The following is a 24,195-nucleotide window of genomic DNA, read 5'->3' as shown; positions in this document are numbered from 1 at the left end:
TTTCCGGCTGGTTCAGCCGCGCCGGGCAGTCCGGGCACGGGCCTTCGCAGGCTGCACAGTAGCGATCGCCCCCGCCGAGCCACCATTCGGCAAGGGCGCAGAGACGTTTTTTTCCTGCTCGAGGAGCAGCCATTTGGCGACATAGGCGGACTGGAAGGCGTCGAAGGCCGGCCAGATGTCGAGGAGCGCGTCGATCCCCTCGGGCGTCACAGAGACCGGGTTGCCCGCGGCATCACCGACACCCTCCCAATCCAGCACCGCGCGCCGCGCCACGGCCTTGGCCATGATCATCGCCAGTTCCTCGGGCCCAGCCTCGGGCGGCAGTGCCCGGATCGCGGCATCGCTGCGCGCCGAGACCATCAGCGCGGTGGTCAGCGGCCGCAGCTTCAGTCGCACGCCGGGCAGCAGGTCGAGCCAGCGCGGCGCATTCGTCAGATCGAGTGTCAGCATCAGTAGGTCTCCCGTTCGTTCACCAGCGTGATCGTACACATGCGCCCCGTCCCCGGATCCTTCGCCGCCTGCCAGTCGAAGCTCGCCTGCACGCCCTGCGGCCCGGAAATCTCGATGCGCGGGCGCGGCAGGTAGACGGCATGCGCCACCAGCGTCAGGCTTTCCCCCGAGGGCAGCGTGTAGGCGAAGGTCATCTCGCAGGGCTCGCCGTTGATCGCCTGGTTGACCAGCAGCTGATCGGCGAAGCGCACCTCGATCCGGCCCGTGAGCGCCGCCATGCCGGGGTCGGCACCGTCGATGCGCCCGTCCGAACGGATGGTCTCGATCCGGTCGAGGGTGTTGGCATAGGTGATCTCGGCCGAGACGATGTTGCCAAGCGGCTGGCCGTTGCGGGTGATGGCCCCGTTGAAATGCCCGAAGCGCTGGAGGTCGATCTCGGCCAGCGTGCCAGCGGCGGAGGTCGTGGCGATGGCCTCGCCCTGAGCGACCAGGCTGGCCGTCGCGGTTAGCAGGCCCGAGCGCTGCATCTGCCAACTGAGCGTGTCGAGCACGCAGCCCGAGTACATCGCGAAGCGCGGCACCTCCGGCATGCCGGTCTCGATGGACATCGACGGCAGCACGTAACTGCCCGAGCGGAACTCGTGGCTGTAAGGCGCGGCGGTGCCGGTGGTGATCGGCTGGCCGAAGGCCGCCTTCAACCAGAAGCCGAACGCCTCCGCATCGATCGGCACGACGACATTGCCGTCGGCCGTCAGCGCGTCCTTGATCGGCACCAGCGGATCGCGGCCGTAGCCGAGCAGTTCGCTGTTCAGCAGCGGCTGCTCCGCCCCCAGCGTCGCGCTGGCGAATGGCATCCGGGTGAAGCCGCTGGCAGGCGGCGTTCCGTAGGTCGTCTCGAACGCAAGCGCCATCTGCGCCCGCGCCCCTTGGGCTCGTGCCATGGTGTTCTCCTCGGGTTGTCGGGATCAGCCGAGCGGATCGGCCGTGGAATAGTGCAGCACCACCGGGATCACGGCGGCCTTCAGGCTCGCCGCGCCCTCGACCGGCAGATCGACCGGCTTCGGGGCTTCGCCCTCTACCCAGTCGCACAGCCCGCCCAGTGTGCGGTCGGCGGCGAGCGCTGCGCCGATGCTGGCGGTCAACGTGTCGAAGGCGGCGTCACGGTCGGCGCCTTGCACGACCGCCTCGATCTCGGCCCGGTGCTGGTAGTGGTAGGCAAGCGGCGAGAGGGTCACTTCCGGCTCCCCCGGCTCGCCATCGCGCAGGATCAGCAGGCCCTCGGCCGGCACGCGCTCGGGCAGCACCTCGCCGCGCAGGGCGGTGGCGGGCAGTGCCAAGAGCCGCGCGTGCAGCGCGGTGAGGATGGATTCACGGGGGGTGGGCATTGAACTGCTTATAGACCTCAGACGTTGAACGACACGCCGATTACCTGACTCGGAGCAAGGCCAGCGTTCCCGCCGCCATCAGCGCTGCGGCCACCGCGAAGGCGACCAGAGGCGAGGCCAGCGTCCACAGGATCCCGACAGCAGAACTGGAAATCAGCTTGGCCGCACCGTTCACCGTTCCCAGCGCCCCGTAGCCGGTCGCCAGCCTGTCCTCGGGCACCATGTCTGCTGTGACCGTCGCCTCCAGCGCCTCCTGCACAGCGACATAGAGACCGGCAATGGCGAAGATCAGGCCAAGAAACCACAGGCTTTCCGTCGTGAACGCGAAGGCCGTCGCCATCAGAGCAGCGGTCAGCACGCCGAGTGCATAGCCCGCGACCAGCACGCGGCCCGGCCCCAGTCGATCGGCCAGCACGCCCACCGGATAGGATGCCACCACCTGCACCACGTTGCGCCAGACATAGAGAAGCCCCGCCACCTGCGCCGCCTGCACAACGCCCATCTGCGCCGTGAGCAGCACCGTCGCAGCCAGGATTAGCAGGCTGTGCGAAAAATCCCCCAAACCGAATACCCCGACCGCGCCGAGGTATTGCTTGAACCGTACGGGCAGCCCCTTGAGCGTCGAGATCAGACGCAACTCGGGGTTGGGCGAATGCTCGGGGTCGCGGACCAACGTCAGAAACGCCAGCACGGCCAACCCGCCGGGGATCAACGTTAACCAGAAGACGAACCGAAACGCATCAGCCGGATCCGGCCAATTAAGTCCCTGTGCCCAACCGAGTGCCGCGATCCCAAGAAGCGGGCCGAAGATCGCCCCGACAGTATCCATCGCCCGATGAAACCCGAAGGCGCGCCCGCGGGTCTCGGGACTGATCGCTTGCACGATGATCGCATCGCGCAAGGGGCCGCGCAGACCCTTGCCGAACCACGACACCGTGCGGCCAAGCAGCAGGAGCGGCCAGCCGACCGCGAGGGCGATCAGCGCCTGCCCGACCGGGGTCAGGCCATAGCCAAAGAGAACCAGCGCCTTGCGGTGCCCGAACCGGTCGGCGATGTGGCCCGCGAACATCTTCGTGAAACTTGCCACGGCATCCGCGATGCCCTCGATGATCCCCAGCACCGCCGCCGGCACGCCGAGCACGGCGAGGAAACCCGGCAGGATGACGGTCGTCGTCTCATAAGCGAAATCCCCGAGCGCCGAGGTAACCCCGGCACCGGCGACTGTGCGGTTGAACCATCCGGTGGGGGGCATTGGAACGCCCGTTTGGTGCGCATTCGGATCGGCATCGTTCATTCTTCAGGTTCTTCTTTGTATCGGAGGGCAATAGCCTTCTTTGACGAGGAGGTTATACCTCGACTGCAACAATCGAACAGGATGGACATGAGCCGCATTGCGCTGGAGCGCCACCAGGTCTGGATCTATCTCGCCGCCATCCTGGCAGGGCTGGGCTTGGGTCTGTTGCTGCCGGGGGCCGCCGCACATCTCGAGGCGGCGCTCTGGCCGCTTCTGGGCATCCTGATCTTTGTGACCTTTACGCAGGTCCCGCTGATCCATCTGCCGGAGGCGTTCCGCGACCGGCGCTTCATGGGGGCGATGCTCGCGGGCAACTTCGTGATCGTCCCGCTGATCGTGGCGGGGATGCTGGTGTTCCTGCCGAGCGATCCTGCAGTCCGGCTGGGCGTTCTTCTGGTCCTGCTCGTCCCCTGCACGGACTGGTATATCACCTTCACGCATCTGGCGGGAGGCGACACCGGCCGGGCGATCGCCGCCACGCCGGTGAACCTGATCGTGCAGATGGCGCTGTTGCCCATCTATCTCTGGCTTTTCATGGGATCGGCCTTTCTGGAAATCTTCGCAGTCGGTCCCATCCTGACCGTTTTCCTGACGCTGATCGTGGCGCCGCTGGTGGCGGCATGGCTATTAGAGCGATGGGCCGAGGCGCGATCCGGACGGGGCGCGGTGATGACGCGTCTTGCCTGGTTCCCGGTGCCGTTGTTGGCGCTGGTCGTCTTCCTGATTTCCGCATCTCAGGTGCAGACCGTGACCGCCTCCCTTCCGGTCCTGCCGCAGGTGACGGGTGTGTTCGTCGGTTTCCTCGTGCTCGCCCTGATCGCGGCGCTGGCAATAGCACGGGCGCTCGATCTCCCCGCGCGGTCAGGACGCGCGCTGGTGTTCAGCCTCGGCACACGCAATTCCTTCGTCGTGCTGCCGCTGGCGCTGGCGCTGCCGCAGGAATGGCGGCTGGCCATCGTGGTCATCGTCTTCCAGTCGCTGGTCGAATTGCTCGGCGTGCTGGTCTATCTGAAGGCGGTGCCGCGGCTTCTGCCCGATCGCTGAGACAGTCCGCCAGCATCAGAACTTTGCATCTACCCAGTTGGCCACGATCAACCCCGGCACGCTGTCCAACGCCCGGCCCGCATCCCGCGCCAGATCCAGCCGCTTCGGCAGCTTCACCTGCGGCACCAGCAGGAAGATCGGCGCGGTGACCTTGCCGCGCCCGGTCTTCGAGCGCGACACCACCGCCTGGCCCTTCGTGTTCAGCCGCCCCTCCGCCACCAGCAGGCTGGGGCCCGTGCGGCGATAGACGAAGCGCAGGCGCAGGCCGCGGCGCCGCTCCCATTCGCCAGGCGTGATCCGGCCGCCGCGCAGGGATTTGCCCGCCGCGGGCAACGGGATCGCCAGCCAGAACCCGTTCTTCGAGCGGATCAGCGGCCCGGTGTCATGCGCGCCGACGATGACCGGAGCCTTGGACCAGACCAGAGCCGCGGCATCGAGGCTCTCGCCCGACCTCGGGAAGTTCTGGCTCCGGATCGAGTTGGCGAGCCGTGTGCCGAGCCCCGCGCCGGTGATCTGCAACCGCCATGCCGACTTCAGCCCGGTCCCGGCCTCGCGCATGGCGGCTGTCACTGCGCGTTCGCCTGCCGCGACCTCGGCCTGCATCATCGCGACGATGTCGGGATCGATGTTGAGCTTCAGCTTCACAGCGGTCACGCTGGGCGCAAATCGACGGTCCAGACGAGCCGTTCGCGGTCGCGGGCGGGTTCTCCCTGGATGAGGAAGGCGTCTCCGTCGATCTCGATACGGTCGCCCGGGCGCGGGTTCGCCACCTCAGCCACGCGCACGTCAATGCGGGTGGTCTCGGACCAGAGCCGCGCATCGCCGAAGTCGGTGATGGCGTCGGCGCGCCGGGCGACGACGCGCACCAGCACGGGCGCGCCGCCGTCGGCGATGTAGACCGCGTCCCGGCCGATGTTCGGATCGGCGAAGAGCACGCCGACGGCGAAGGCGAAGGCGCTCATCAGAAGCTCGCGTTCAGGCGGACCCGGCCGATGGTGTCGCCCGCGCCGCTCGCCACCGCCTCGATGGCCACGCCGATGAGCGTGTTGTCGGTGGCGACCGTGGTGCAGCGCTTGTTGGTGTCGTCCCAATAGACCTTGGCGCCGACGGTCCAGGCCTGCGAGCCGACCTTGGTGATGTCGAAGATGCCGATGAGCGCGGTCTCGACGGGCTCGCCGATGGCGGCGTCCCCGGCCGCGATGCCGAAGATGGAGCCGACGAGCAGGCCATCACCGGAGGCGACGGCATAGGGCGCGGTCAGGGTGATGGTGTTGCCGGGCTGGACGTAGTTTTTCATGATGGGGATCCTCGTGGAATGACGAAGGGCGGCCCGATTGGACCGCCCGCATGTCGGGTTTCAGGATGCTGGGCTTACGCGCCCGGGTTCTTGTAGAGGCCGCGCCAGTCGATGGCCTTGGCGCCGAAGTCGAGGCGGCACTTGATCTCGACGCCATCGACATCGAAACCGTTGCGGGTCTCGATGTAGGCGCCTTGCTGGCCCTCGAGATAGGCGTACTCGATGGTGTCGATCTGGTTCGGGCTCGCGGCCAGATACCATGCGGTCTCGCTGGCGGCGTCGAGCCGGGGCTCGCTGATCGGCGCGAGCGTGCGGATCGACTGCGGCACGACGCTGGAGGTCGCGGCGGGCACAAGGTTCTGGGCGACCAGCTGTTCGGCCTTCAGTTCCAGCGAAGCGGGCACGATCAGGAAGGCGGGGCGGACGTTCAGCACCGTCTTCTTGTCGAGCCCCGTCTGCTTCGCCATCGCGGCGCGGGCCGCGCCGACACTGCCGACATCGAGCGCCGCGCCGGTGCCCGCGAGGTTCTTGTGTGTGGTGTGGAAGAGCGCGTTGCCGTCGGCCATCGCCGGGTTGGCGGTGATGATGCCCCAGACCACGTCCGACTCAAGCTGGGCGATGGAGTTGCCGTACATCGCCGGGATCCGCGTGAAGGCGTCCAGATCGTCGTTGATCAGCGTCTGGCGGGTGATGGCGACCACCCGGCCATAGGTCTTGACCTTGTAGCTCTCCTTGCTCTCGCCGAGCGTGCCGCGCTTGAACTCGCCGCTTTCGCCGACCTCCAGAAGCTGCGGCGCTTCACCGAGCTGCACCCGGTGCATGGCCTTGAAGTCGGTGGCCAGAACCTGGCGGCAGAACAGCATGAAGGTGCGGGGATAGGCCTCGTAGGCCTGCCGCAGCGTCTTGTTGGTGACCGCCGACAGGATCTCGGGGAAGTCCGAGGTCGAATGCAGCGCTCGCGTCGCCACCTCGTCGCGCGACAGGCCGCGGGTGTTGACCCCGGCGTTGCCGAGGCTTTCGCGGGCAAGTTCCAGCAGCGTCATGCCTCGGTACTGCCGGGCGGCGTCCTCCAGCTGGAACAGCGTCGGGCTGTAGCGGTGCAGCAGCGCGTTTGCCACGGCGTCGCGGCGGGTGATGCGCTCGTCGCGGGCGCCGAGCGGGACGGAGACATGGCCGAAGGTCCGGGTCTCGTCCGACTTCGCCGCGACCTGGTCGAGGATCAGGCGGCGGGACTCGTCGACGCTGACGCCGCGCTTGACCAGATCCTCGGCAAAGCCGCGCTCGAGGTTCAGGCGGCCCGCGAGATCATAGATGGTGGAGACCCGGTCGCGCTCGGCCTCGCGGGCGCGGGTGGCGACGGCTTCGGTGTCGGGTGCTGGCGTTGCGTGCGTCTTCGGCTGCGCGCGCGTCTCACTGGCGGCGACCTTCGGGTTGGGCGCAGCCGGTTTCGGCTCGGTCATGGTGGTGTCCTCGGTTTCGACCGGCTCGGTCGGCTGATTGGTGGCGGGGGTTGCGGCGTCGCGCGCCGGGGTCTGGGTCTGCTCCGTCATCGGGTCTGCTCCTTGCTCTGTGGGGGCGTCCCGGCGGTGAAGGACGCAGTCGTGAAGGGGATGCTGGGCGCGAAAGCCCGCGGCGGGATCGGCGCCGACGGCGACGGCGGAGACCTCGAACGGTGTCCAGTCCACCGCGCGCCAGAGTTCGCGCGCGGCCTCGGGTTTGGAGACCTCGAAGCGGTGGACCTGGTAGCCGATGGAGACCGCGCGGATGTGGCCTGCCTGGATGTCGCGCCAGATCGGTTCGACATCGGCGCGCTCGCTGATCCGCACCAGCGCGATGCCGCGGCCGTTCTCGATCCGGGCGGAACCGGGGACGACAGAGCCGATCACCGCGTCGAGCGTATCGAGCTCGTGCACCTTCAGGAACGGCGCGCCCGCGTTCAGCCGGTCGAGCCGGACATGGGCCGGGTCGAGGCTCAGTTCCTCGTCATAAGGCTCGCCGAAAAAGGTGGCACGGCGGACGCGCGCCCCGGCCGACCAGACCACCTCGACGGTGCGGTTGTCGGCATCGGCCGTGTTCGGCGCAAGCTCCGCCGACCGGCGCATGGCCGGCAGTTCGATCATCGTGTCCATGAAGGTCAGTCCTGTTGGTCGGCCTGCGCCGGGTCATTGTCCGCGTTAGCGGGCGGGTCGTCGGCGGCAGGATCGGTCGCCGGATCGCCGGTCTGTGCGCTGCCGGTCTTGGTGACACGCCGCGGGTCGCTGTCGAGCACCAGCCCCAGCGCGTCGAGCTTGGCGTTGGTCGCGGCGATTTCCGCCAGCACGGCGTCCGGGTTGCGGCCCTGTTTCGCGATCACCTCGGCCAGCGTCATGGTGCCGGACCGTATCGACAGCAGGTTCGCCATCGCGTCCTTCTGCGGATCGACCGCTTCGAACTTCGGCGGCGACCATTCCACCGGCACATCGGGCGACGGGATCTGGCCCGCCGCCCATGCCGCTTCAGTGAACCAGCGCCAGACAGGGGCGCAAAACATCGGGATGAACAGCTGCCACTGGACCGCATCAATCTGGCGGCGGAACTCGACGAGCCCCGCCCGGATCGAGGAATAATTGACCTGGCTGAGATCGCCGGTCAGCAACTCATAGGGCACCCGGAACCCGGCCGAGATCGTGTGCAGGCTCGCCCGCTTGTATTCGCCATAGCCGCCGGTTGCCGAGGGCTGGTTGAACCGGATGTCCTTGCCGCCACGGGCATAGGCGATGAGCCCCGGCTCGAACTGTTCCACCCGGTTCCCGTCGGCATCGACCACCGACGGCGCGATGCCCTGCTGCGCCTCGTCGTCGCCGAAGACGATGGCGGTCACGCAGGCTTCGGTCTTCTTGCGGACCAGCTCGGCCACCTCGTAGTCGTCGAGATCGCGCAAGCTGCGGATCACCGGTGCGCCCCAGGGAACGCCGCGCGCCTGTGTGCGCTGCTTCTCGTAGACATGGGCGATCTCGGTCGCCGGGACCGGGCGGCTCTGCAACCCGTTCTGCAAGGCGCCATAGGCATCGCCCGGGTGCTCGGCATGGAGCCAGTAGGCCCGGCGCTTGCCGACCGGGTCGAACTCGATCCCCTGCACGAGGCGTCCCGCGCCGAGGGCGCCGGATTTCGTGGCGTCGAGGAAGTCGGCCTCCAGTACCTGCAATTGCAGCGGGACCGGCAGTCCGTCCGAGGAGCGCCGCAGACGGCGGCGCACCAGCACCTCGCCCGCCTCGACCAATTCGCGGCAGATCAACGTCTGCAGGCCGTAGAAGTCGAGTTGGCCATCGGCGTCGCAGTCCGCCGTCCAACGCTCGAAGAGCGCGTCTACCTTCCGGTCCAGCTTGTCGTCGCCGCTGGCCGCGCGCGGCATTAGCCCCGAGCCGATGATGTTGTTCACCAGCACCGCCACGGCCTTGGCCGCATGCGGGTTATTGCGCACCAGATCGCGCATCCGGTCGCGCAAGAGCGCCCCGGCGACGCCGATCTCGGTGTCGGCCGAGGATCCCGGCGCGCGCCAGTCCTCCGTCCGCCGTCCGCGCGCCGCGCCGTCATAGCCCCGCGTCAGGGTCTCGAACGCCTGACGAGCCATCACGCGGCGCGCGGCCATCCGCGGCGCCACCGTGGCGATGGCGTGATCGAACCAGGTCGCCGACATCAGCGATCCCCGCGCGAGAAGCCTGCGAGCCCCGCCACGGGCAGCGGACGGCCCACGCCCGCAATGGCGCGCTCGATGGTGCGGATGCGGGCGAGCAGATCCTCGGCCGAGCCGTAATCCACCGACTTGCCGTCATAGCTGACCCGGGTCGTGCCGCTGGCATAGGCGCGGCGGAGCGCCGAGAGCTCGGTTTCCGTCCAGTTCATGCCCTTCGCTCCCGCTCAGTGCGTTCGTTCCCTTGCGACGCTCCACTGGAGCTTCGCATCCGCTGCGCGGACCGGTCCTCACCATGTCAGAACCATCCTCCGCGCCGCCCGAGCCAGTCGGAGCGGCGCTTGCCCTGCGGGGTCTGTCCCGGCCGGTTGATCTGCCCGGCGGGATCGGTGTCGGTGGGGGCCGCCCCGAGTTGATCCTCGAGGTCACGCCATTTCTCGTCGGGCCACCGGTCCGCGCCCGCGATCCAGGCGGCGGCGCGGGCATAGACCCGGCAGTCCAGCGCCTCGTTGCGCTCGCGCAGCTTCTGCCATTCAAGCCGGGCGAAGCCACGCTTGGTGCGCACCGTCACCAGCTGCTCGGCCACGAACTGCTTAAGCCATTCGTTCTCGACCCAGTGCGGCAGATGCACTGAGCCGGGCGGGAACGCGGCACCCTCGGCCATGTCCTCGTCGGTCGGCCGCGCCAGCCACAGGAAGCGGTAGGTCTCGGCCTTGAATGTCGAGACCGCCACGGTCCAGAGCCTCGCCCCGCGCCGGAGGCGTTTGCCGCCCTCGGTCGCGTCGACGAAGGTCGGGCCGGAGACCGGGCTCGAGCGGTTGAACCCCTCGACGCCCTTCACCGGCGACACCTGCCCAAACCCCTGCGCCCGCGACCAGGAATAGACCGCTGGCGCCTCGTAGCCCGTGTCGATGGCGAGCCGCGCGATCCGAAGATGCGCACCGCGTTCATGCGGCCAGCTTCGATCCAGCAAGGCCGTCAGCTCCGACCAGGCGTCGTGCCGGTCGGGGCCGCCCTCGATGACGACGTGGTCGACGAGCCAGGACTCAAGTCCGCGCCCCCAGGCCCAGACATCGACCTCGATCCGGTCCTTCTGCACGTCGGCCCCGGCGGTCAGGAACAACCCGCCCGCAGGCACCATGCCGGACGTCCAGCGCTCGCGGCGGTCGTAGAGCCGCTGCCAGTCGGGGGCTTCTCCGGTCTCGACCCATGTCTCGCCGAGGATCGTGTTGCGGAACGCCTTGATCGCCTCGTCCGAACCCTGCGCTGCGTCCCATGCCCGCACGATCCGCTCCCAGCTCAGCCAGCCGATCGGCGAGTAAAGCGCCGAGAGGTGGTACCCGACCGTGGTCGGATCGGCGGCAACGGCGGTCGCCCGCCATTCGCCGCCCTCCAGCATCGCCGTCTTGTGGTGTTCCGCGATTGCCGCGTCGCAGCCCTCGCAGTGATACTCCGCCGTCTCCGGGCGGCCCTTCTGCCAGCGCAGCCGGTCGAACTTCAGCCATTGTGCCTGGCCGCAATGCGGGCACGGCACGAAGAAGCGCCGCTGATCGCTGGACTCGTATTCCCGCTCGATCCGGCTGAGCCCCCGGATGGTGGGGGTCGAGACCAGGAAGACCTTTCGCCGATGCGCGAAGGTCAGCGACCGCGCCTCGGCCAGCGTGACCGGGTCGCCTTCCTCGTCGGCCGAGGCCGGATAGGCATCGACCTCGTCGAGAAAGATGTACCGTGCCGGGGTGGACCGCAGCCCGACCGCCGAGTTCGCGCCGGTCATGATCAGGATGCCGCCCGCGAATTCCTTCGACAGCATCGTGTTGCCCGCGTCGCGGGATCGCGCAGGTTTCACCCTTTCCCGAAGGTCCGGGCTTTCGTCGATCAGCGGATCGATCCGCTGGCGCGAGTTACGCTTGGCCAGTTCCACCGTCGGCTGGACGGCCAGCATCGGCCCCGGCGCCTGGTGGATGGCGAAGCCGATCCAGTTGTTGCCTGCCTCGGTCGCGCCGACCTGCGCGGCCTTCATGAAAACGACCCGCTGCGTGGGATCGCCGGGCGACAGCCGGTCCATGATCTCGCGCATGTAAGGCGTGCGGGCCGTGCGATAGCGCCCCGGCTCCGCGGAGGCCCGGCCCGACAGCATCCGATGATTGTCCGCCCACTGCGACACCGTCAGGTCAGGGTCCGGCGTCAGCCCCGCGCCCCAAGTGCGCAGAATCTCCGCCGCGCCGTCAAAGCCCGTCAGGCCATCATCGTCACCGGAAATCAGGCCGGGCCTCGGCAAGCTCGTCGAGGTGTGCACGGACATGTTTTTCCAAGGCCTTCTGCATCGCGGCCGGTTCCACGCCCAGTTCCGCCGCCATCAGCGCCGCCGCGCGCGCGGGCCAATTCACCCACGCGTCCCGTTCCTCGCGCGCCAGCCGGAACACCAGCGCCAGCGCGCGGGCCCGCTCGATCAGCTCCCCCTTCAGCTTCTGGAGCCGGATGCGACGCTCCTGCGCTTTCAGCACCTCGTTCGCCGTCTTCGCCTGCAGAAAGGTCGTGCCGCCCCCGACGGCCGGGACCGCCAGCCCCTGTTCGCGGAGCGTGTCGCCGACGGCGGCCACCGCCGCTTCGGGGACAGGCTTCAACTTCGATGCGGGCGGGTTCCTCGTCTTCGACGGGTCCGTCATCTCCGCCCGCCGCGTGTCGCTGGCCGCCGCATTGATGCTGCCGTCGGGATAGAGAACCAGCCGCTCGGCCGTCTTCGCCTTCTGGATCGCGCCTCGCGACAGCCCGACATGGGCGGCGTACTGGCGCTCGCTCATGCCCTGCATTGACGGCTCCGATTATCATTCAAGATCATGCGCTTATCGAGTTGATAAGCCTCGCGGACAGAGCGAACGTCACTGCAAGAAAGCGATGCAACTCGACCCAAGGAGCACCCGATGACCCGCCGCGCACAAGACAACACGAAAGCCCTCGACGCCTTCATCGTCGCAAAGACCGAGATCGACGCGATGCTGGAGCGGCTCGCCGCGCTCAGCGCGGACCATTTCGAGACCAGCCCCGACGAGATCAACTGGGGCCATGTCGGCACCCTGAACCACTACCGCGCGAAGCTGCGCGAAATCGCCGACATGGCCTTCAGCGAAGGCGAACACGCCGAGTGAGACGACCCGCTCCCGGTCCCGCCCGCCGACTGGCGGGCTCGACCTCGTAGAAGGGCCCGCATCCCGCGCGCCCCGATACGGGAGACGACGATGACCAAGCTTTCCGACACCCAAGCCCTGATCCTCAGCGCCGCCGCCCAGCGGCCCGAGCACATCGCCCTGCCGCTGCCCGAGAGCCTGCGCGGCGGCGCCGCCGCCAAGGTGGTCGGCGCGATGCTCGCCAAAGGCTTCCTCGAAGAGGTCGACGCCGACATGCGCAAGGACGAACCCGTCTGGCGCGAGACCGGCGACGGCCACGGCGTCACGCTGGTCGCCACAGACGCAGGCCTCGCCGCCATCGGCATCGAGCCCGAGGAAGCGAACACCGCGCCTGCGAGCGCGACGGACGCGCCGACCGAGGAGGCCGCGCCGGACACCCCCACCGAACCGGAGGCTGCGCCCAAGACGCGGACACCGCGCGAGGGCACCAAGCAGGCAACGCTGATCGCCATGCTTCGCGCGCCGGACGGCGCGAACATCGAGGAGATCATGGCCGCGACGGGATGGCAGTCGCACACGGTGCGCGGCGCGATGGCCGGGGCGCTGAAGAAGAAGCTCGGGCTCGAGGTGACCTCGGAGAAGGTCGAGAACCGGGGGCGCGTGTACAAACTCCCCGCCGCCTGACGCGCCGGCCCCCGACAAGCTGATGGCCGCCGTCCCGCATGGGGCGGCGGTCGATCATTTGGCGGTCCGCATCCGGATCGCCTCGAACACCCGCCGCAAGGCGAAGGAACGCGCTATCGACACGATGGTGAACACCGCCCCCATCTTCAGGTTCTGCGCCAGCGTCGTGTGCAGCCCGAAGACCGGGAAGATCAGGACCTGCGTGACGACGGCGACGCCGTAGCCGACGATCACGTTGGCGACGGACTCGACCAGCGACATGGTGCGGGACTGCTTCATGTCGCCGCCTCATCCATCGACCAGCAGTTCAACTGCCAGAGTTCGCAGCGCATACGCCGCAACCAACGGGACCACGCCGTTGCCACAGAGGCGAAGCCGGTCCACCCGGTGGGCCAGCCCATCAGCGCCTCGACGAACAGCGGGTTCAAGGTCCGGCGCGGCTCGGAGGTATCGCTCCCAGCCATCGGCGTCGCCAGGACCTGGCGGCCAAGCAGGCCGTTGACCGGCGTGTTCGCCAGTGTCGTCGCCCCATCCTTGTGGTCCCGCGCCGTAGGCGTCATCCACATTCCCGCTGCATGGGTCAGGTCGGCTGTCCGCCGGTTGCCCGCACTCGGTTTGAAACCATCGTTGGCCATAGGCGTCGGCCAATCCCGCGCCATCCGGTCCAGGCCTTTCTCGTCCTTTCGTTCGCCACCCCGGCTGCGGAAACTGTCGATCTGCGGGGTTGGCCACAGCGCCGCCGTGGTCGCCAGGTTCATCCCGTGCTGGCCCGCTTCCTGCGAGGGTGTCGGCTTCGTCTGCCGGTTCTCGTTGGCACTGGCCCGAGGCGTCGGCCACAGCCGCAGCAGTTCCGTCCGGTTCCCGCCACTCGACCGGGTGCCAGAGCAGGCGCGCGGGGTCGGCCAGCTCGTCGCCTTCGCGGATGGCGAGGATGAAGAGCCGTTCGCGTTTGTGGGGCGCACCGACTTCCGCCGCTGTGAAGAGGCCTGCCGCAAGGCGGTAGCCCATGCCGACCAGTCCTGCGGCGACTTCGGGGAATCCGAGGCGGAGATGATGGGCGACATTCTCAAGGAAGACGAAGGGCGGCTGGACCTCGCCGATGATGCGGGCGACATGCGGCCAGAGGTGGCGTGGATCCTCGGCACCGAGCCGTCGGCCCGCGACCGAGAACGGCTGGCACGGATAGCCCGCAGTAACGATGTCCACCGCGCCGCGCCACGGTCGGCCGTCGAAGGTTCCAACGTCGTCCCAGATAGCAGCCTGATCCAGGGACGCGTCTTCCATCCGCGCCACGAGAGTGGCTGCGGCGAAGGTTTCCCGTTCGACATGGCCCACAGCACGATATCCGGGGATGGCGATGGCAAGCCCGAGATCGAGCCCGCCCGCGCCGGAGCAGAGGGAGAGTCCGAAGAGGCATGCGTCTCCGGCTCCGGAGCCAAGTCCGGAGGGATGTAAAGCCAGGTCATGCATGTCACGCGGCGGTCTTGCGCTTGCGCGCAGGTTCGGGTTCGGTGTCCGTTGCCGGAGCTTCGGCCGGGGCGTTGGTGTCGTCGCCCAGCCGTTCAGCTTTCACGGCCGCGAAGGTCCGACCTTCGCCGTCGAGGATCGCGTCGCGGCTGGTCTCGGCATGCCAGCGTTCGACGGCGACGTCGACGTAAGCGGGGCTGATCTCCATCGCAAAGACGCGGCGGCCGTTGGCCTCGCCCGCCATGATCTGTGAGCCGGAGCCCGAGAACGGCTCGTAGCAGAGCCCGCCCCGCGCGACGTGCTGCCGCATCGGGATGCCGAAGGCGTCGAGCGGTTTCGGCGTCGGGTGGTCGGGCCGGTCGTCCTTGGCGAAGCTGGGCAGCGCCCATGTCGACGGCAGCGTTTCCTCGGCCACCTTCGGCGGGCGGTTCGGTCTGCGCCAGCCCATGAAGCAGGGCTCATGTTTCCATAGGTAGTGCGACCGGGTCAGGACGCCTCGGTCCTTCACCCAGATGATCTGCTGGTGGACGAAGGCCCCCGCCTTTTCCCAGCAGGCTTCAAGCATCGCCTGGCGGCGCGACGCGTGCCAGCAGTACCAGGCGGCGTCCTCGGTGATGGCTTCCGCCACGGCCGCCGCGATGAAACCATCGTAAAGCTCCGCGCCCTGCGAACTGTCGTCCCATGTCGTGCCGTAGGACGCGGACCAGTCCTCACATGGGCTTTTCTTCGTCAACCGTTTCTTTGGCATCGCCATTGATCCCTTCGATGAGCTGAGACACTGGCCTTGGAGGCCGCTGAGAACGGGGCAGCGACACGGTGCGATGGCGAATTCGGGCCGGAACGGCTCGAGACCGGCACGGCGGAGGCCGCGGCCCCGTCGGCGCGCGCACCTATCCGCTGGCGACGGCGGGGCCGCGGCCGGTGCGGTGTAGCAGGTTGGCCCGAATGGGGACGGCTTCGGGCTGCGGGCCTGTGGCCATCAAGGTCCCGGCGGCTGCGTTGCGCGCGTCTCGCGCGGGGCGACGCATCGCCTGTGGGCATCTTCCATACCCTTCGGTCCAGGAACGGAGCCCGGTTGCATGACGCGGCCCGCTGCCGGGCACGATCAACCTCACATCCGGTCGCCGCTCGGAGCGGCTGCACCAATATCCCGCGTGCGGCGGGCGGGGCTCGGAGGGGGCGACACCCTTCTTGTTTACGGTCCTGTTGTCAGGCCACGGACTGGTACGGCTCGCCCACCTGGACCGATCCGGGCTGATCAGGCCCGGGCCGGTATTCGATGTTCCTTCTCGGCCACGGTGCTCAGGCGGCCGTTGGCTTCATCGTGGCGCCCTCCATCACCACGCCCGACGTCACGTATTTCCACAGCGCTACCAGCAGCTTCCGGGCCAGCGCCACGATCGCCGTCTTGCGCTGGCGGCCGCCATTCTGCTCGACGCGCGCGCGGAACCAGCGGGTGAGCGCCGAGTCCGGCTGGTGGCCCAGCCAGAGCCAGGCGAGCTGGATCATCGTCGATCGCAACCTGGGATTGCCCGCCTTCGACACACCCTGTTCGCGGCTCACCGCGCCGCTTTGCCATGGCGTCGGCGCCAGCCCCGCATAGGCCGCCACCTGCCTTCGGTTGTCGAAATGGCGAAACAACCCCTCCGACCACAGGACCGCGGCGACCTCCGGACCGATGCCCCTGATATCCAGCAGCATCTTCGCCGCCGCGGGCGTCTCGCGATCCTGCGGCTCCGCAGCGAGCGCGGTATCGCGCTCCGCCTCCACCGCCTTGATCTGGTTGAGGAGAAGCTCCAACCGATCGATCTCACGCAGGATCTGCGCCTTCAGATGGGGTGGCAGATCTCGGCCGTCTCCGGTGCGCAGGTCCTCGAACCGGGCGCGCCGGTTCCGGTGCAGGGGCTCGTAGCCGCGAACCCCCTGGGCGAGCAGCAAGCCCTTGATGCGGTTGACGTGCTCGACGCGCTCCGCGATCAGCGCCTTGCGCTCGCGGGTGATGCGCCGACGATCCTCGTCCTCGGGGCTCGGCGCCCGCACCATGGCGCAGACCCGCGGCTCGCCCCGCTTGAAGGCCAACAGGGTCCGGACGAGCGTTTCGCCGTCGAGCCGATCGGTCTTCGCGCGGCGCCGCCGGCGCGACGTGGCGATCGAGGCGGGATCCACGACGTGGCTCTCGATGCCCTGCTTCTGCAGGGCGCGGTGGATCCAGAACCCGTCGAGCCCGGCCTCCTCGATCACGATGATCGGGAAGGTGCGCCCGGTGCGCGCCTGCGCCTTGTCCCGGAGTTGCGCAAGGCGCGCAAGAAGGCCGACCATGTCACCGCCGGGAACCGCATGGCGCGACATCTTCTCGCCGCCGCCCGGCAACAACGCGGTGACGACCCAGCTCGAACGGCTGAGTTCCAACGAGACGAAGATTGCGCCAAGATCGGTGCGGACGGCAGTCGGTTCGACAGGGCGCTCGGTTGTGGTCTCCATGGCTGGCTCCAGAGTGGTTGGTCCGATGAACAACCCCACTCTGTCAGCGAGTCGGCCGTCGTCCACCTGCCCATGGGATCTTGTTTCAGCCGATCAGACCGCCGAAATCTCTTGGCCAGCGGATATCCCCGAACCCACTTCCGATCGTGAAAGTCTGGGCGACGTCCAGCACATGGCGGCGTTCGATCTCGTGGCGTTCGCCCTGGCGTTCTCGCTTCTACACGAATTCCAACACGTCATGTATTGCGCCGACAACAGTGCCCCCTCGGCGCTGCCCGAGGAGGAAATCGCCTGCGATACCTATGCCCGCGACTTCATGACGAGCGGCCTTGCAGCCTATGCGAAGAAGCACGGGCATAACTTCGCCGAAGTCCAGCAGAAGCGCGCCATGGGGATAGCGCTCGCGGCCGTGATCATCCATGCGATGACGCCGACCCACGCCCATTGGGGTAATCGGAGATATCCGCCGATGGCCGAGCGGCTGACGGCGATGATCAGCGGCTACAGCCTTCCTGCCGGTTCGCCCTTCTGGCTATTCACAGCCTGTCTCCTGATCGCGCTCATGCGGCAGGAGCACCGCCCACTCGACGTGATCGCGAACTCAAACCAGGAGATGGTCGAGGCTTTNTGGCTCCAGAGTGGTTGGTCCGATGAACAACCCCACTCTGTCAGCGAGTCGGCCGTCGTCCACCTGCCCATGGGATCTTGTTGCGGGTCGGATGGTTCGAGCCGTCGTAGTCCACGAGATACGGCGGATCGGTCGCGAACAGCACTGCGCGTTCGCCGTTCATCAGGCGGCGCACATCGGCGGCGCTGGTGCTGTCACCACACAGCAATCGATGATCCCCGAGGATCCACAGATCGCCGGTACGCGAGGCCGGGTTGCGCGGCGGTTCGGGGATGGTCACCGGAGGCACGGAGCCCCCAGCGCCACCGTCTTCACCGTCCCCCTCCGGCACGAAGGCCAGCAGCTTGTCCAACTCGCCATCGGAAAACCCGACCAGCGACAGGTCGAAATCCTCGGCCAGCAGGTCGTTCAGTTCGGCCGAAAGCAGCGCCTCGTCCCAGGTGCCGAGCTCGGTCAGCTTGTTGTCGGCGATCCGATACGCCCGGCGCTGCGCCTCCGTCAGATGCCCCAGCACGATCACCGGCGCTTCGGTCAGCCCCAGCTGCGTTGCGGCCAGCACGCGGCCATGGCCTGCGATAAGCTCTCCGTCTTCGGCGACCAGGCACGGAACCGTCCAGCCGAACTCGGCCATGCTGGCGGCGATCTTGGCGACCTGGTCCGCGCCATGCGCCTTCGCGTTCTTCGCGTAGGGCTGGAGGCGCGACAGCGGCCACGTCTCGATCGCGTTCGGGGCGAAGCTCAGAGTCATGGTGGGCAAGGTTCCTCGGTCGGGTGGATGCCGGTGGCTTCCCGACTCCGGATGCCGGCCCGGACTCCACACGGGGTCCAGCGGCTACCAGCGGTGTCCGGTCGGAAGGCCAGCGTTCATTGGTGTTTGAGCGGGGCATGAGCGGGTCCGGCTTCCGGGTGGCTTCCCAAAAATCCGGCTCTGTCGCTGGCGATGTCCCGCGCTTCGCCCGCCAGCATACGAATATGGCCAGGAAGGAACCAGAAATCAGTGGGTTAGCGGGATGGACACCGGTTGGACCCTTCCCGGACCCCGGAAGCCACCCCGAAATCCAACTGCATCCGGCCAAAAGCAAAGGGGAGAGCGAGCTTTCCAGCGCACTCTCCCCATCTTGCCTTCGGAATAGCACGAACTTGTTGCAGATGTCGAAGGAAAAAGTGTTGCAACACATTGGAGTCACTGCGCATTCAGGCGCGCAGCGATCTTGGTCAGCGCCAGCTGCCAGCGACGCCAGGCGGTCGTGCGGTCGCAGCCCAGCTCCCCGCTGATCTGCTTCCACGGCACACGGGCCGCGCGCGACCAGACCAGCTTGCGCTCTGCCTCCTCGATCCAGAGCACCCAGTCGAAGGTCTGCTCGAGCCGGGTGATCGCTGCGGCCGAGGGCCAGACCCGCATCGGCTGCGGCTCCATCGCTGCGATCTCGCGGCTGGTGCGCACGATGTCGGGCCAGGTGTTGAAATAGCCCTGCGCCTTCACCGGCGGCAGCTTGCGCAGGGTGCGGAACGCCTCCTCGAAATGATCGGCGACGCACTCGGCGGTCCATTCGCGATCAGCCACGGCGCGCCTCCCTGTCGGCAGGGCGCGGGCCGTAGAGCTTCTCGCCGAGCTGGCGGACCAGTTCACGCTCGGGCCAGGTGAGGCGGTCGTCATCGGCGGAGACCGCGAGGACGCCCTGTTCGTGCCAGCCCTCGCGCTTGACCTGCTCGGGATCCCGGCGCCGACCACCGTAGCCGTGGGGATGCCATCTCATGCGACACCTCCCTTCGTCTCGATCGCCCAGAGCAGGATGGCGATGGCGTCGGCCTCGTTGGCGTCGGCCGGGCTGAAGCCGCGGGCGCGGACGGCGGCGACCATGGCGGCCTTGTCGGCGTTGCCCTTGCCAGCGGCATGACGCTTGATCGTGCCGACCGGGACGCCCTCGTAGGGCACGCCGCGCAGCTCGGCCCATGCGGTCAGCGTGGCCATGAGCCCGCCGTAGATGTGGCTCGCGTCGGTGCCTGCGTGGCGGCGGACTTCCTCGAACCAGATGGCGGCGACTGGACCGGACAGCCGGTCGATCTCGGTCAGCCAGTTGGTGAAGCGCAGGTAGCGCATGCCGCCACCGTCGAAGCGGCCGGGGCGCAGCGAGACGGTGCCGCTGGTGATCAGACCGTCATGGCCGCGGAGCGCCCAGCCAGTCGAGGTGCCGAGATCGAGCGCGAGGATGCAGCGGTTGCGGGGCGTGTCGAGCGGCAGCGATTCAAACCTTGCGCCGTCGCAATTGGGGATCAGAGTCGGCTGAGCCATGATGGGTCTCCTTTGCCGGTGGCCTGTGGTGGTGGAAGACGACGGCGGTCTGGTGCTTGGCGGTACGGGGCCGCCGTCGTCGGATCGGAGAGCACAAGGGAGCGTCACGGCGGCGCGCGCGGCTGGCCCGGACGTATGGGAGGAGTGGCCAACCCTGTGGGGTGGCCCTCCCATACGTAGTATGGGGGTTTGACACCTAACTGTTCCGAGGTGTTCAAGTGGCTGAAATCATTGCGGAATAAGACTTCATGAAGTCCTCGGGCATGAGTCAGGGACCTAACTCTTATTTGCCAGTAACCTGTTGATTTCATTGAGTGCACAGTTGGCGCTGTCATATGAGTCAGGCCTCACTCATATGAGTGAGGTCGTCTTCGAGCCCTTCCGGGTAGACCCAGACGGCAGGGTTCTCGACCTGGAGGCAGAGCCCGGATTGGGGGCATTTGAAGTGGCTGGGCAGGACCGGACGGACCTCCGTGGTGACCTCGCCAGTGGCCGGATCGACATGATCGGCGGGCGCGCCGAACTGCATGCCCTCGACGCAGAGATAGCCGAACCGCGACCGGGTGACGGGGAAGCCGAACCCCGAGGGGTCGCGCAGGAACTTCACGAAGCCCTTGGTCGCCAGCACGCTGAGGCGTTCACGGATCGTGTGCTTGCTGCCCAGACCGCCCCGGTTCTCGAAGGTCTCGGCGAATTGCATGGCGGTATAGAGGCGCTCGCTCGCCGCCTCATCCAGCAGCATGCCGAGGATGACATCATGCTTGCGCAGCCGCTCGGCATCGAGTTTGGCGCCGACCTCCTTGCGCACCAGGCGCTCGTTCAACGGGTTCAGTTCGACCCATTCCCCCTTCACCTTGTCGATCAGCTTCCCCGGCAGCGCGGGGCCGTTCCGCAGCTCGATCTCCAGCCTGCGGGCGGTGCTGTCCTCGTCGGGCCGGTGCATGAGCAGCCCCGATGTATAGAAGCCGCGCAGCGCGCTGGCGCCGGAGAGGGCGAGGAAGGGATCGTCCTTGACCTGATGCTTTGTGGCCTTGCGGGTGTGGTGGGCGAGGATGACGCCCGCGTCCGGATTGACCGCCTCGCGCAAGAGCTCCACCCGGTCCTTCAGAAAGAACATCATGGCGGTGTTGTCGTTCTCGCCACCACCCTCGGGGCCGCCATCGAAGAGATTGCGGATGGGGTCGATGACTAGGATGTCGGGCGGCGCGTTGGGGAATGCGGCCCGGATCGCCTCAGCCACGCGCGCGACGCCCTCCGCGTCGAGCAGCAGCTTCAGCTTCGGTGTGGCGATGAAGGTGTCGCGCGCGGCGGCGATCACGGTGGCGGGCAGCGCGATCTGCTGTATGCGCTCGCGCAGGTAGTGATACTGGATCTCGGCTTGAAGGTAGAACACGCGCAGCGGCTGGGGCGGCGTGAAGCCGAGGAGCGGCACGCCTGCCGCCATGTGGACGAGCCAGGAGATCAGGAAGTCGCTCTTGCCGACCTTGGGCGCACCGCCCAGCACCAGGAGCCCGCCCGGCGTCAGCACGCGCGGCCCGATGATGTCCTCGGGCATCGGACTGGTGTCGTCGAGCAACGCGCCGAGGCTGAAGGTCGGCAGCGGGCTGGTCGGGGCATCGACATGGGCCGCGCGCAGGAGCGGCGGGCCGTTGCGCTTCACATGCAACGCCCAGAGCCGTTCAGACTCGGCCATCAGCCGATCGAGCGGCCAGGACGGGCGCAGCATGGCGGCGTTGTAACCGCAGATCGCCTCCCAGCCCGCGAACGGGTCGAGGCGGCCCTCGTGCACCAGGCGCACGTAATGGCCGATGGCGGCGCTGGCCCCCTGGAACCGGGACCAGTCGTCGACCGCGCCCTCGCGCACCGGCGTAGTGAGCACCGCGTCGATGCCGGGCTTCGCGGTCGGTGCGGCAGCGTCGCTGACGAAGCCCACGCCTGGCAGCGGCGGCATCTCGGCGACCTTTTCGGCGAAATCCGCAAGGTCGACTTCGACGTCGCGATGGTCGCGGATCTGCACGAGACGTTGATGGCCGTGCTTGTGATAGACCGTGCCAGGCACCCGGATCGGCTGGTGCGCCGAGCGGAAATGCGTGTCGCCGCCGACCTTCACGGCGATCTCGCCGCGCAGGCGGCAGAGGGTGGCCAGATCCTCGCCCTCGGCGGGTTCGGTCAGTTGCCACCAGACATGGAGCTTCGCCGCGCCCTCGGGCGTGCGCCCACCGCTCTCGATGATCAGCGTGGGCGGGCCGAGGTGGCGGGTAACGTGGTCCAGCTTCGCCGGGATGTCGCCCGCGTCGAGATCGACGACGATGGCCTGCATCTGCAGCACGTCGGCGGCGCGGGCCTGGCCCTGTTCCTCGACCGTGCCGGGGATGACATAAACGGCCGCCCCCTCGCGGTTCGCCCACGCGGCGAAGGTCGCGAGCTTGCCGGGCGCAGTGTCGTCGGCGGGGATCCAGATGTTGTGTGGCTTGCCGTCCCGGCCCTGACCCTTGTCGACGAAGCCGCGGAGCGGGATCAGCCCCTCGCACCAGCTGAACACGGTGTCGAGGAAGATGGCGATCTGGTCGGGGTCGGGATCGCAGCCGAACGGGTTCTCGGACGGTGGCCCGTCGTTGAAGTCCATCCACGGGTTGAAGTGCAGGATGCCGTCGTCGCTCATGCCGGCAACCCCCAGCAGCGCTCGGACCACGGGCAGAAGCGGCATTCGAAGAAGTCGGGCGTGGTGGCGACGCGCGGCAGAAGCTCGCCCGCATCGGTCGCCTGCAGGATCCGCACGCCCCGGTCGGACATGCGCTGCGCGAGGTCGGCGTCGAAGGGCACCAGTTCGTGGTGCATCTCGGCCGTGTCCTTGTTGATCGCGGTGAACACGGCGGGCGCAGCCGAGATGCCGGGGACCGTCCCTTCCATGTAGGCCTGATAGACGGCGATCTGGGCGGCGTAGACCGGCTTCGACTTGCCCACACCGTCCTTGACGCAGGCGCGCCAGTTCTTGGCGTTCATGGTCTTGCATTCCCACAGTGCGGGAACGGCGAGACCGAAACCCTCGGGCCCGGCGGCGACGATGCCGTCGACATGACCGCGAATGCGCCCGCCCGCGACGGAGAACCCGAACTGGCCGCCATCGGGGCGGTTGCCCTTGCGGGTGTAGAGATCGAACCCGGCGCCGCGCAGCCAGGCGACGGCCAGATCCTCGAGGGCGTGGCCGATGGCGAAGATCCGCAGCGATTGGCCCGAGAAGTCCTGGCCCTCGTCCTTCGGCGTCGCCGTGAACTCGAACTGCAGGGCACGCTCGCAGGCATGGCCGAGTCGGGATCCGCCGAGATAATCGCGGGGCGGTCGCGTGGCCTGATCGGCGGTCAGCGCCCGGTCGACGGCGGCGTTGACCCGGTCGGCGAAGCTGGGGCGGCGGTTATAGTCCAGCATGCTGGCCTCCCTCGTAGCTGCGGTGGGCGAGCCCGTGGCAGGTCGAGCAGAGCCATTCGACCGAGAGCGGCGCGTCATAGTCGTGGTGATGCGCTTCGAGGTCGGTCACGCAGCCACATCGCTGACACCAGACCGGCACGACGATCCGACAAGCCTTGACGGCACGCCTGACGATGCTGTGGGCCCGATATTTCTCGGCGTGGCGCAGGCGATAGCGACGCTGCGCCTCCCGATGCTTCTCGGGGTTCCTGAATTTCTGCGCGTAGGCGCGCTGGTATTCCCGGCGGCAGTCGCGGCACCAGGTCTGCCGACCATCGGGACTGAGCCGTCGGCGTCCGAACTCGCAGACGTCCTTCTCGACGCTGCATTTCGTGCAGAGCTTGGTCAAAACGGCACCTCCGGCGTCTGCGCCCGGGCGATGTCGGACATGGCCTCGCGGAAGCCCTCGACGGCTTCCTCGATCAGCGCGCGCACCTGCGCCTCGGTCAGGTCGGCAAGCGGGGTGGCCCAGCCGATCTCGTCCATCAGCAGCGCCACGCGCTTCATGGTGGCGGTGATCGCGGCGCGCTCTTCCTCGGTCAGGTCAACCATGGCGAAGCGCTCCCGCGCCAAACGCGTCCAGAAGGACTGGCAGGGCATCGAGCAGAACCAGACCGAGGGCCGGGGTCGCTTCGACCGGTGCGGATCGAACCAGCCAAAACCACGGGTGGGTTGCCGGCAGACAGCACAGAGCGTTCCACGCGGATGCCAGAGCCGCCGCCGGTCCTCGGCCGGGATGGGGGTGGATGTGGACATGGGTCATGCCGCCTTACCTCTTTTCAATGCGCCCATGTCGGTGGGAAGCTGCTTGGGCGCAGGCGATGCGGGTATGGCTGTCATGCTGGCTGTTCCCGATGGCTCGGAGGGCTGGGCCGCCCGCATCGCCGCCCTTGATCGACCGCTGATTACGCG

26 protein-coding genes and 3 pseudogenes are annotated in these 24,195 nt (G+C 68.0%); 4 read left to right on the top strand and 25 right to left on the bottom strand.

Translation table 11 applies throughout. The features are described from left to right. Window positions 1-12 precede the first annotated feature (12 nt). The 4 genes from D5084_RS00905 to D5084_RS00890 are packed head-to-tail and all read right to left on the bottom strand — an operon-like array spanning window position 13 to window position 3,087. The gene (locus D5084_RS00905) at window positions 13-450 is read right to left on the bottom strand and encodes a phage-derived protein YdaY family protein (protein ID WP_128513632.1); all 438 of its coding nucleotides are present in this window, start codon (window positions 448-450) and stop codon (window positions 13-15) included. Further along, entirely contained in the window at window positions 450-1,391 is a 942-nt protein-coding gene (locus D5084_RS00900; RefSeq protein ID WP_128513631.1) for a phage tail tube protein, read from the bottom strand. The genes D5084_RS00905 and D5084_RS00900 overlap by 1 nt, the downstream gene beginning before the upstream one ends. A gap of 24 nt (window positions 1,392-1,415) precedes the next feature. After that, window positions 1,416-1,835, bottom strand: a complete 420-nt coding sequence (locus D5084_RS00895; protein WP_128513630.1) for an acyl-CoA transferase — start codon at window positions 1,833-1,835, stop codon at window positions 1,416-1,418. A 40-nt stretch (window positions 1,836-1,875) separates the two neighbouring features. Further along, complete coding sequence (locus tag D5084_RS00890) at window positions 1,876-3,087, bottom strand: MFS transporter (protein ID WP_202910012.1); 1,212 nt, start codon at window positions 3,085-3,087, stop codon at window positions 1,876-1,878. Window positions 3,088-3,216: 129 nt separating this feature from the next. Here D5084_RS00890 and D5084_RS00885 point away from each other — a divergent pair, with 129 nt between their 5' ends. Continuing rightward, the gene (locus tag D5084_RS00885; RefSeq protein WP_128513628.1) at window positions 3,217-4,173 is read left to right on the top strand and encodes an arsenic resistance protein; all 957 of its coding nucleotides are present in this window, start codon (window positions 3,217-3,219) and stop codon (window positions 4,171-4,173) included. Between the two features lie 15 nt (window positions 4,174-4,188). Here D5084_RS00885 and D5084_RS00880 read toward each other — a convergent pair whose 3' ends face one another. The 8 genes from D5084_RS00880 to D5084_RS00845 form a co-directional block, all read right to left on the bottom strand. Next, window positions 4,189-4,818: a DUF6441 family protein gene (locus tag D5084_RS00880; protein ID WP_128513834.1), complete on the bottom strand. Its 630-nt coding sequence runs from the start codon at window positions 4,816-4,818 to the stop codon at window positions 4,189-4,191. 5 nt (window positions 4,819-4,823) lie between these two features. Further along, window positions 4,824-5,135: a head-tail joining protein gene (locus D5084_RS00875; RefSeq protein WP_128513627.1), complete on the bottom strand. Its 312-nt coding sequence runs from the start codon at window positions 5,133-5,135 to the stop codon at window positions 4,824-4,826. Continuing rightward, window positions 5,135-5,470 (bottom strand): DUF2190 family protein, encoded by a 336-nt coding sequence (locus D5084_RS00870; protein WP_128513626.1) that lies wholly within the window; start codon window positions 5,468-5,470, stop codon window positions 5,135-5,137. Before D5084_RS00870 ends, D5084_RS00875 begins: the two co-directional genes overlap by 1 nt. Window positions 5,471-5,544: 74 nt before the next feature. Then, complete coding sequence (locus tag D5084_RS00865; RefSeq protein ID WP_128513625.1) at window positions 5,545-7,599, bottom strand: prohead protease/major capsid protein fusion protein; 2,055 nt, start codon at window positions 7,597-7,599, stop codon at window positions 5,545-5,547. 5 nt (window positions 7,600-7,604) lie between these two features. Beyond that, entirely contained in the window at window positions 7,605-9,146 is a 1,542-nt protein-coding gene (locus D5084_RS00860; RefSeq protein ID WP_128513624.1) for a phage portal protein, read from the bottom strand. Then, entirely contained in the window at window positions 9,146-9,352 is a 207-nt protein-coding gene (locus D5084_RS00855; protein ID WP_128513623.1) for a phage head-tail joining protein, read from the bottom strand. Before D5084_RS00855 ends, D5084_RS00860 begins: the two co-directional genes overlap by 1 nt. Before the next feature lie 86 nt (window positions 9,353-9,438). After that, a complete protein-coding gene (locus D5084_RS00850) occupies window positions 9,439-11,442 on the bottom strand; it encodes a phage terminase large subunit family protein (RefSeq protein ID WP_128513622.1) in 2,004 nt (667 codons plus the stop codon). Further along, entirely contained in the window at window positions 11,390-11,950 is a 561-nt protein-coding gene (locus D5084_RS00845; protein ID WP_128513621.1) for a hypothetical protein, read from the bottom strand. Before D5084_RS00845 ends, D5084_RS00850 begins: the two co-directional genes overlap by 53 nt. Window positions 11,951-12,061: 111 nt before the next feature. Between D5084_RS00845 and D5084_RS00840 the strand changes: the two genes are divergently transcribed. Beyond that, window positions 12,062-12,286 carry a hypothetical protein gene (locus D5084_RS00840; protein WP_128513620.1) on the top strand — a complete coding sequence of 75 codons (225 nt, stop codon included), beginning with the start codon at window positions 12,062-12,064 and terminating at the stop codon, window positions 12,284-12,286. A 90-nt stretch (window positions 12,287-12,376) separates the two neighbouring features. After that, window positions 12,377-12,949 (top strand): DUF3489 domain-containing protein, encoded by a 573-nt coding sequence (locus D5084_RS00835; RefSeq protein WP_128513619.1) that lies wholly within the window; start codon window positions 12,377-12,379, stop codon window positions 12,947-12,949. Between the two features lie 54 nt (window positions 12,950-13,003). Here D5084_RS00835 and D5084_RS00830 read toward each other — a convergent pair whose 3' ends face one another. From D5084_RS00830 to D5084_RS00815, 5 genes and pseudogenes are all read right to left on the bottom strand, one after another. Next, window positions 13,004-13,228, bottom strand: a complete 225-nt coding sequence (locus D5084_RS00830; RefSeq protein ID WP_128513618.1) for a DUF7220 family protein — start codon at window positions 13,226-13,228, stop codon at window positions 13,004-13,006. Next, window positions 13,225-13,707, bottom strand: a complete 483-nt coding sequence (locus D5084_RS18600; protein WP_238382494.1) for a hypothetical protein — start codon at window positions 13,705-13,707, stop codon at window positions 13,225-13,227. Before D5084_RS18600 ends, D5084_RS00830 begins: the two co-directional genes overlap by 4 nt. Before the next feature lie 205 nt (window positions 13,708-13,912). Continuing rightward, window positions 13,913-14,419: pseudogene (locus D5084_RS18595) on the bottom strand (DNA cytosine methyltransferase); the annotation flags it as partial. Window position 14,420: 1 nt separating this feature from the next. Beyond that, a complete protein-coding gene (locus D5084_RS00820) occupies window positions 14,421-15,170 on the bottom strand; it encodes a DNA-methyltransferase (RefSeq protein ID WP_238382473.1) in 750 nt (249 codons plus the stop codon). Between the two features lie 548 nt (window positions 15,171-15,718). Further along, window positions 15,719-16,909: an IS110 family RNA-guided transposase gene (locus tag D5084_RS00815; RefSeq protein WP_435532652.1), complete on the bottom strand. Its 1,191-nt coding sequence runs from the start codon at window positions 16,907-16,909 to the stop codon at window positions 15,719-15,721. Here D5084_RS00815 and D5084_RS18930 point away from each other — a divergent pair. Further along, a pseudogene (locus D5084_RS18930) lies at window positions 16,896-17,524 on the top strand (phage exclusion protein Lit family protein); the annotation flags it as partial. The gene D5084_RS00815 and the pseudogene D5084_RS18930 sit on opposite strands and share 14 nt — an antisense overlap. A gap of 77 nt (window positions 17,525-17,601) precedes the next feature. On the opposite strand, the pseudogene D5084_RS00805 reads toward D5084_RS18930, so the two are convergent. The 8 genes and pseudogenes from D5084_RS00805 to D5084_RS18590 all read right to left on the bottom strand — a co-directional run. Next, window positions 17,602-18,273: pseudogene (locus D5084_RS00805) on the bottom strand (ParB/Srx family N-terminal domain-containing protein); the annotation flags it as partial. A 435-nt stretch (window positions 18,274-18,708) separates the two neighbouring features. Next, window positions 18,709-19,089 (bottom strand): DUF6362 family protein, encoded by a 381-nt coding sequence (locus tag D5084_RS00800; protein WP_100929097.1) that lies wholly within the window; start codon window positions 19,087-19,089, stop codon window positions 18,709-18,711. Further along, the gene (locus D5084_RS00795) at window positions 19,082-19,282 is read right to left on the bottom strand and encodes a hypothetical protein (protein ID WP_128513615.1); all 201 of its coding nucleotides are present in this window, start codon (window positions 19,280-19,282) and stop codon (window positions 19,082-19,084) included. Before D5084_RS00795 ends, D5084_RS00800 begins: the two co-directional genes overlap by 8 nt. Next, window positions 19,279-19,818 carry a hypothetical protein gene (locus D5084_RS00790; protein WP_238382472.1) on the bottom strand — a complete coding sequence of 180 codons (540 nt, stop codon included), beginning with the start codon at window positions 19,816-19,818 and terminating at the stop codon, window positions 19,279-19,281. Before D5084_RS00790 ends, D5084_RS00795 begins: the two co-directional genes overlap by 4 nt. Before the next feature lie 340 nt (window positions 19,819-20,158). Then, window positions 20,159-22,480, bottom strand: a complete 2,322-nt coding sequence (locus D5084_RS00785) for an AAA family ATPase (protein WP_238382471.1) — start codon at window positions 22,478-22,480, stop codon at window positions 20,159-20,161. Continuing rightward, window positions 22,477-23,244, bottom strand: a complete 768-nt coding sequence (locus D5084_RS00780) for a hypothetical protein (protein ID WP_128513613.1) — start codon at window positions 23,242-23,244, stop codon at window positions 22,477-22,479. The genes D5084_RS00785 and D5084_RS00780 overlap by 4 nt, the downstream gene beginning before the upstream one ends. Beyond that, on the bottom strand, window positions 23,231-23,632 hold the full coding sequence (locus D5084_RS00775; protein WP_128513612.1) for a hypothetical protein: 402 nt from the start codon (window positions 23,630-23,632) through the stop codon (window positions 23,231-23,233). The genes D5084_RS00780 and D5084_RS00775 overlap by 14 nt, the downstream gene beginning before the upstream one ends. Beyond that, complete coding sequence (locus tag D5084_RS18590) at window positions 23,629-24,039, bottom strand: DUF6511 domain-containing protein (protein ID WP_238382470.1); 411 nt, start codon at window positions 24,037-24,039, stop codon at window positions 23,629-23,631. Before D5084_RS18590 ends, D5084_RS00775 begins: the two co-directional genes overlap by 4 nt. Between the last annotated feature and the right edge of the window lie 156 nt (window positions 24,040-24,195).

It is taken from the genome of Tabrizicola thermarum (assembly GCF_003574395.1).
GTDB classification, from domain to species: Bacteria; Pseudomonadota; Alphaproteobacteria; order Rhodobacterales; family Rhodobacteraceae; genus Tabrizicola; species Tabrizicola thermarum.
Note: the sequence above shows the minus strand (reverse complement) of the source record. Positions and strands in the feature narration are given on the sequence as shown.

Bases quoted from the DNA above. Each gene is read 5' to 3' on its own strand.
- D5084_RS00795 (WP_128513615.1), bottom strand. From the start codon at position 19,282: ATGAGATGGCATCCCCACGGCTACGGTGGTCGGCGCCGGGATCCCGAG.
- D5084_RS00875 (WP_128513627.1), bottom strand. From the start codon at position 5,135: ATGAGCGCCTTCGCCTTCGCCGTCGGCGTGCTCTTCGCCGATCCGAAC.
- D5084_RS00780 (WP_128513613.1), bottom strand. From the start codon at position 23,244: ATGCTGGACTATAACCGCCGCCCCAGCTTCGCCGACCGGGTCAACGCC.
- D5084_RS00790 (WP_238382472.1), bottom strand. From the start codon at position 19,818: ATGGCTCAGCCGACTCTGATCCCCAATTGCGACGGCGCAAGGTTTGAA.
- D5084_RS00905 (WP_128513632.1), bottom strand. From the start codon at position 450: ATGCTGACACTCGATCTGACGAATGCGCCGCGCTGGCTCGACCTGCTG.
- D5084_RS00835 (WP_128513619.1), top strand. From the start codon at position 12,377: ATGACCAAGCTTTCCGACACCCAAGCCCTGATCCTCAGCGCCGCCGCC.
- D5084_RS00820 (WP_238382473.1), bottom strand. From the start codon at position 15,170: ATGGCGATGCCAAAGAAACGGTTGACGAAGAAAAGCCCATGTGAGGAC.
- D5084_RS00840 (WP_128513620.1), top strand. From the start codon at position 12,062: ATGACCCGCCGCGCACAAGACAACACGAAAGCCCTCGACGCCTTCATC.
- D5084_RS00895 (WP_128513630.1), bottom strand. From the start codon at position 1,835: ATGCCCACCCCCCGTGAATCCATCCTCACCGCGCTGCACGCGCGGCTC.
- D5084_RS00885 (WP_128513628.1), top strand. From the start codon at position 3,217: ATGAGCCGCATTGCGCTGGAGCGCCACCAGGTCTGGATCTATCTCGCC.
- D5084_RS00860 (WP_128513624.1), bottom strand. From the start codon at position 9,146: ATGTCGGCGACCTGGTTCGATCACGCCATCGCCACGGTGGCGCCGCGG.
- D5084_RS00830 (WP_128513618.1), bottom strand. From the start codon at position 13,228: ATGAAGCAGTCCCGCACCATGTCGCTGGTCGAGTCCGTCGCCAACGTG.
- D5084_RS00870 (WP_128513626.1), bottom strand. From the start codon at position 5,470: ATGAAAAACTACGTCCAGCCCGGCAACACCATCACCCTGACCGCGCCC.
- D5084_RS00855 (WP_128513623.1), bottom strand. From the start codon at position 9,352: ATGAACTGGACGGAAACCGAGCTCTCGGCGCTCCGCCGCGCCTATGCC.
- D5084_RS00845 (WP_128513621.1), bottom strand. From the start codon at position 11,950: ATGCAGGGCATGAGCGAGCGCCAGTACGCCGCCCATGTCGGGCTGTCG.
- D5084_RS00785 (WP_238382471.1), bottom strand. From the start codon at position 22,480: ATGAGCGACGACGGCATCCTGCACTTCAACCCGTGGATGGACTTCAAC.
- D5084_RS00900 (WP_128513631.1), bottom strand. From the start codon at position 1,391: ATGGCACGAGCCCAAGGGGCGCGGGCGCAGATGGCGCTTGCGTTCGAG.
- D5084_RS18590 (WP_238382470.1), bottom strand. From the start codon at position 24,039: ATGTCCACATCCACCCCCATCCCGGCCGAGGACCGGCGGCGGCTCTGG.
- D5084_RS00890 (WP_202910012.1), bottom strand. From the start codon at position 3,087: ATGCCCCCCACCGGATGGTTCAACCGCACAGTCGCCGGTGCCGGGGTT.
- D5084_RS00865 (WP_128513625.1), bottom strand. From the start codon at position 7,599: ATGGACACGATGATCGAACTGCCGGCCATGCGCCGGTCGGCGGAGCTT.
- D5084_RS00850 (WP_128513622.1), bottom strand. From the start codon at position 11,442: ATGTCCGTGCACACCTCGACGAGCTTGCCGAGGCCCGGCCTGATTTCC.
- D5084_RS18600 (WP_238382494.1), bottom strand. From the start codon at position 13,707: ATGAACCTGGCGACCACGGCGGCGCTGTGGCCAACCCCGCAGATCGAC.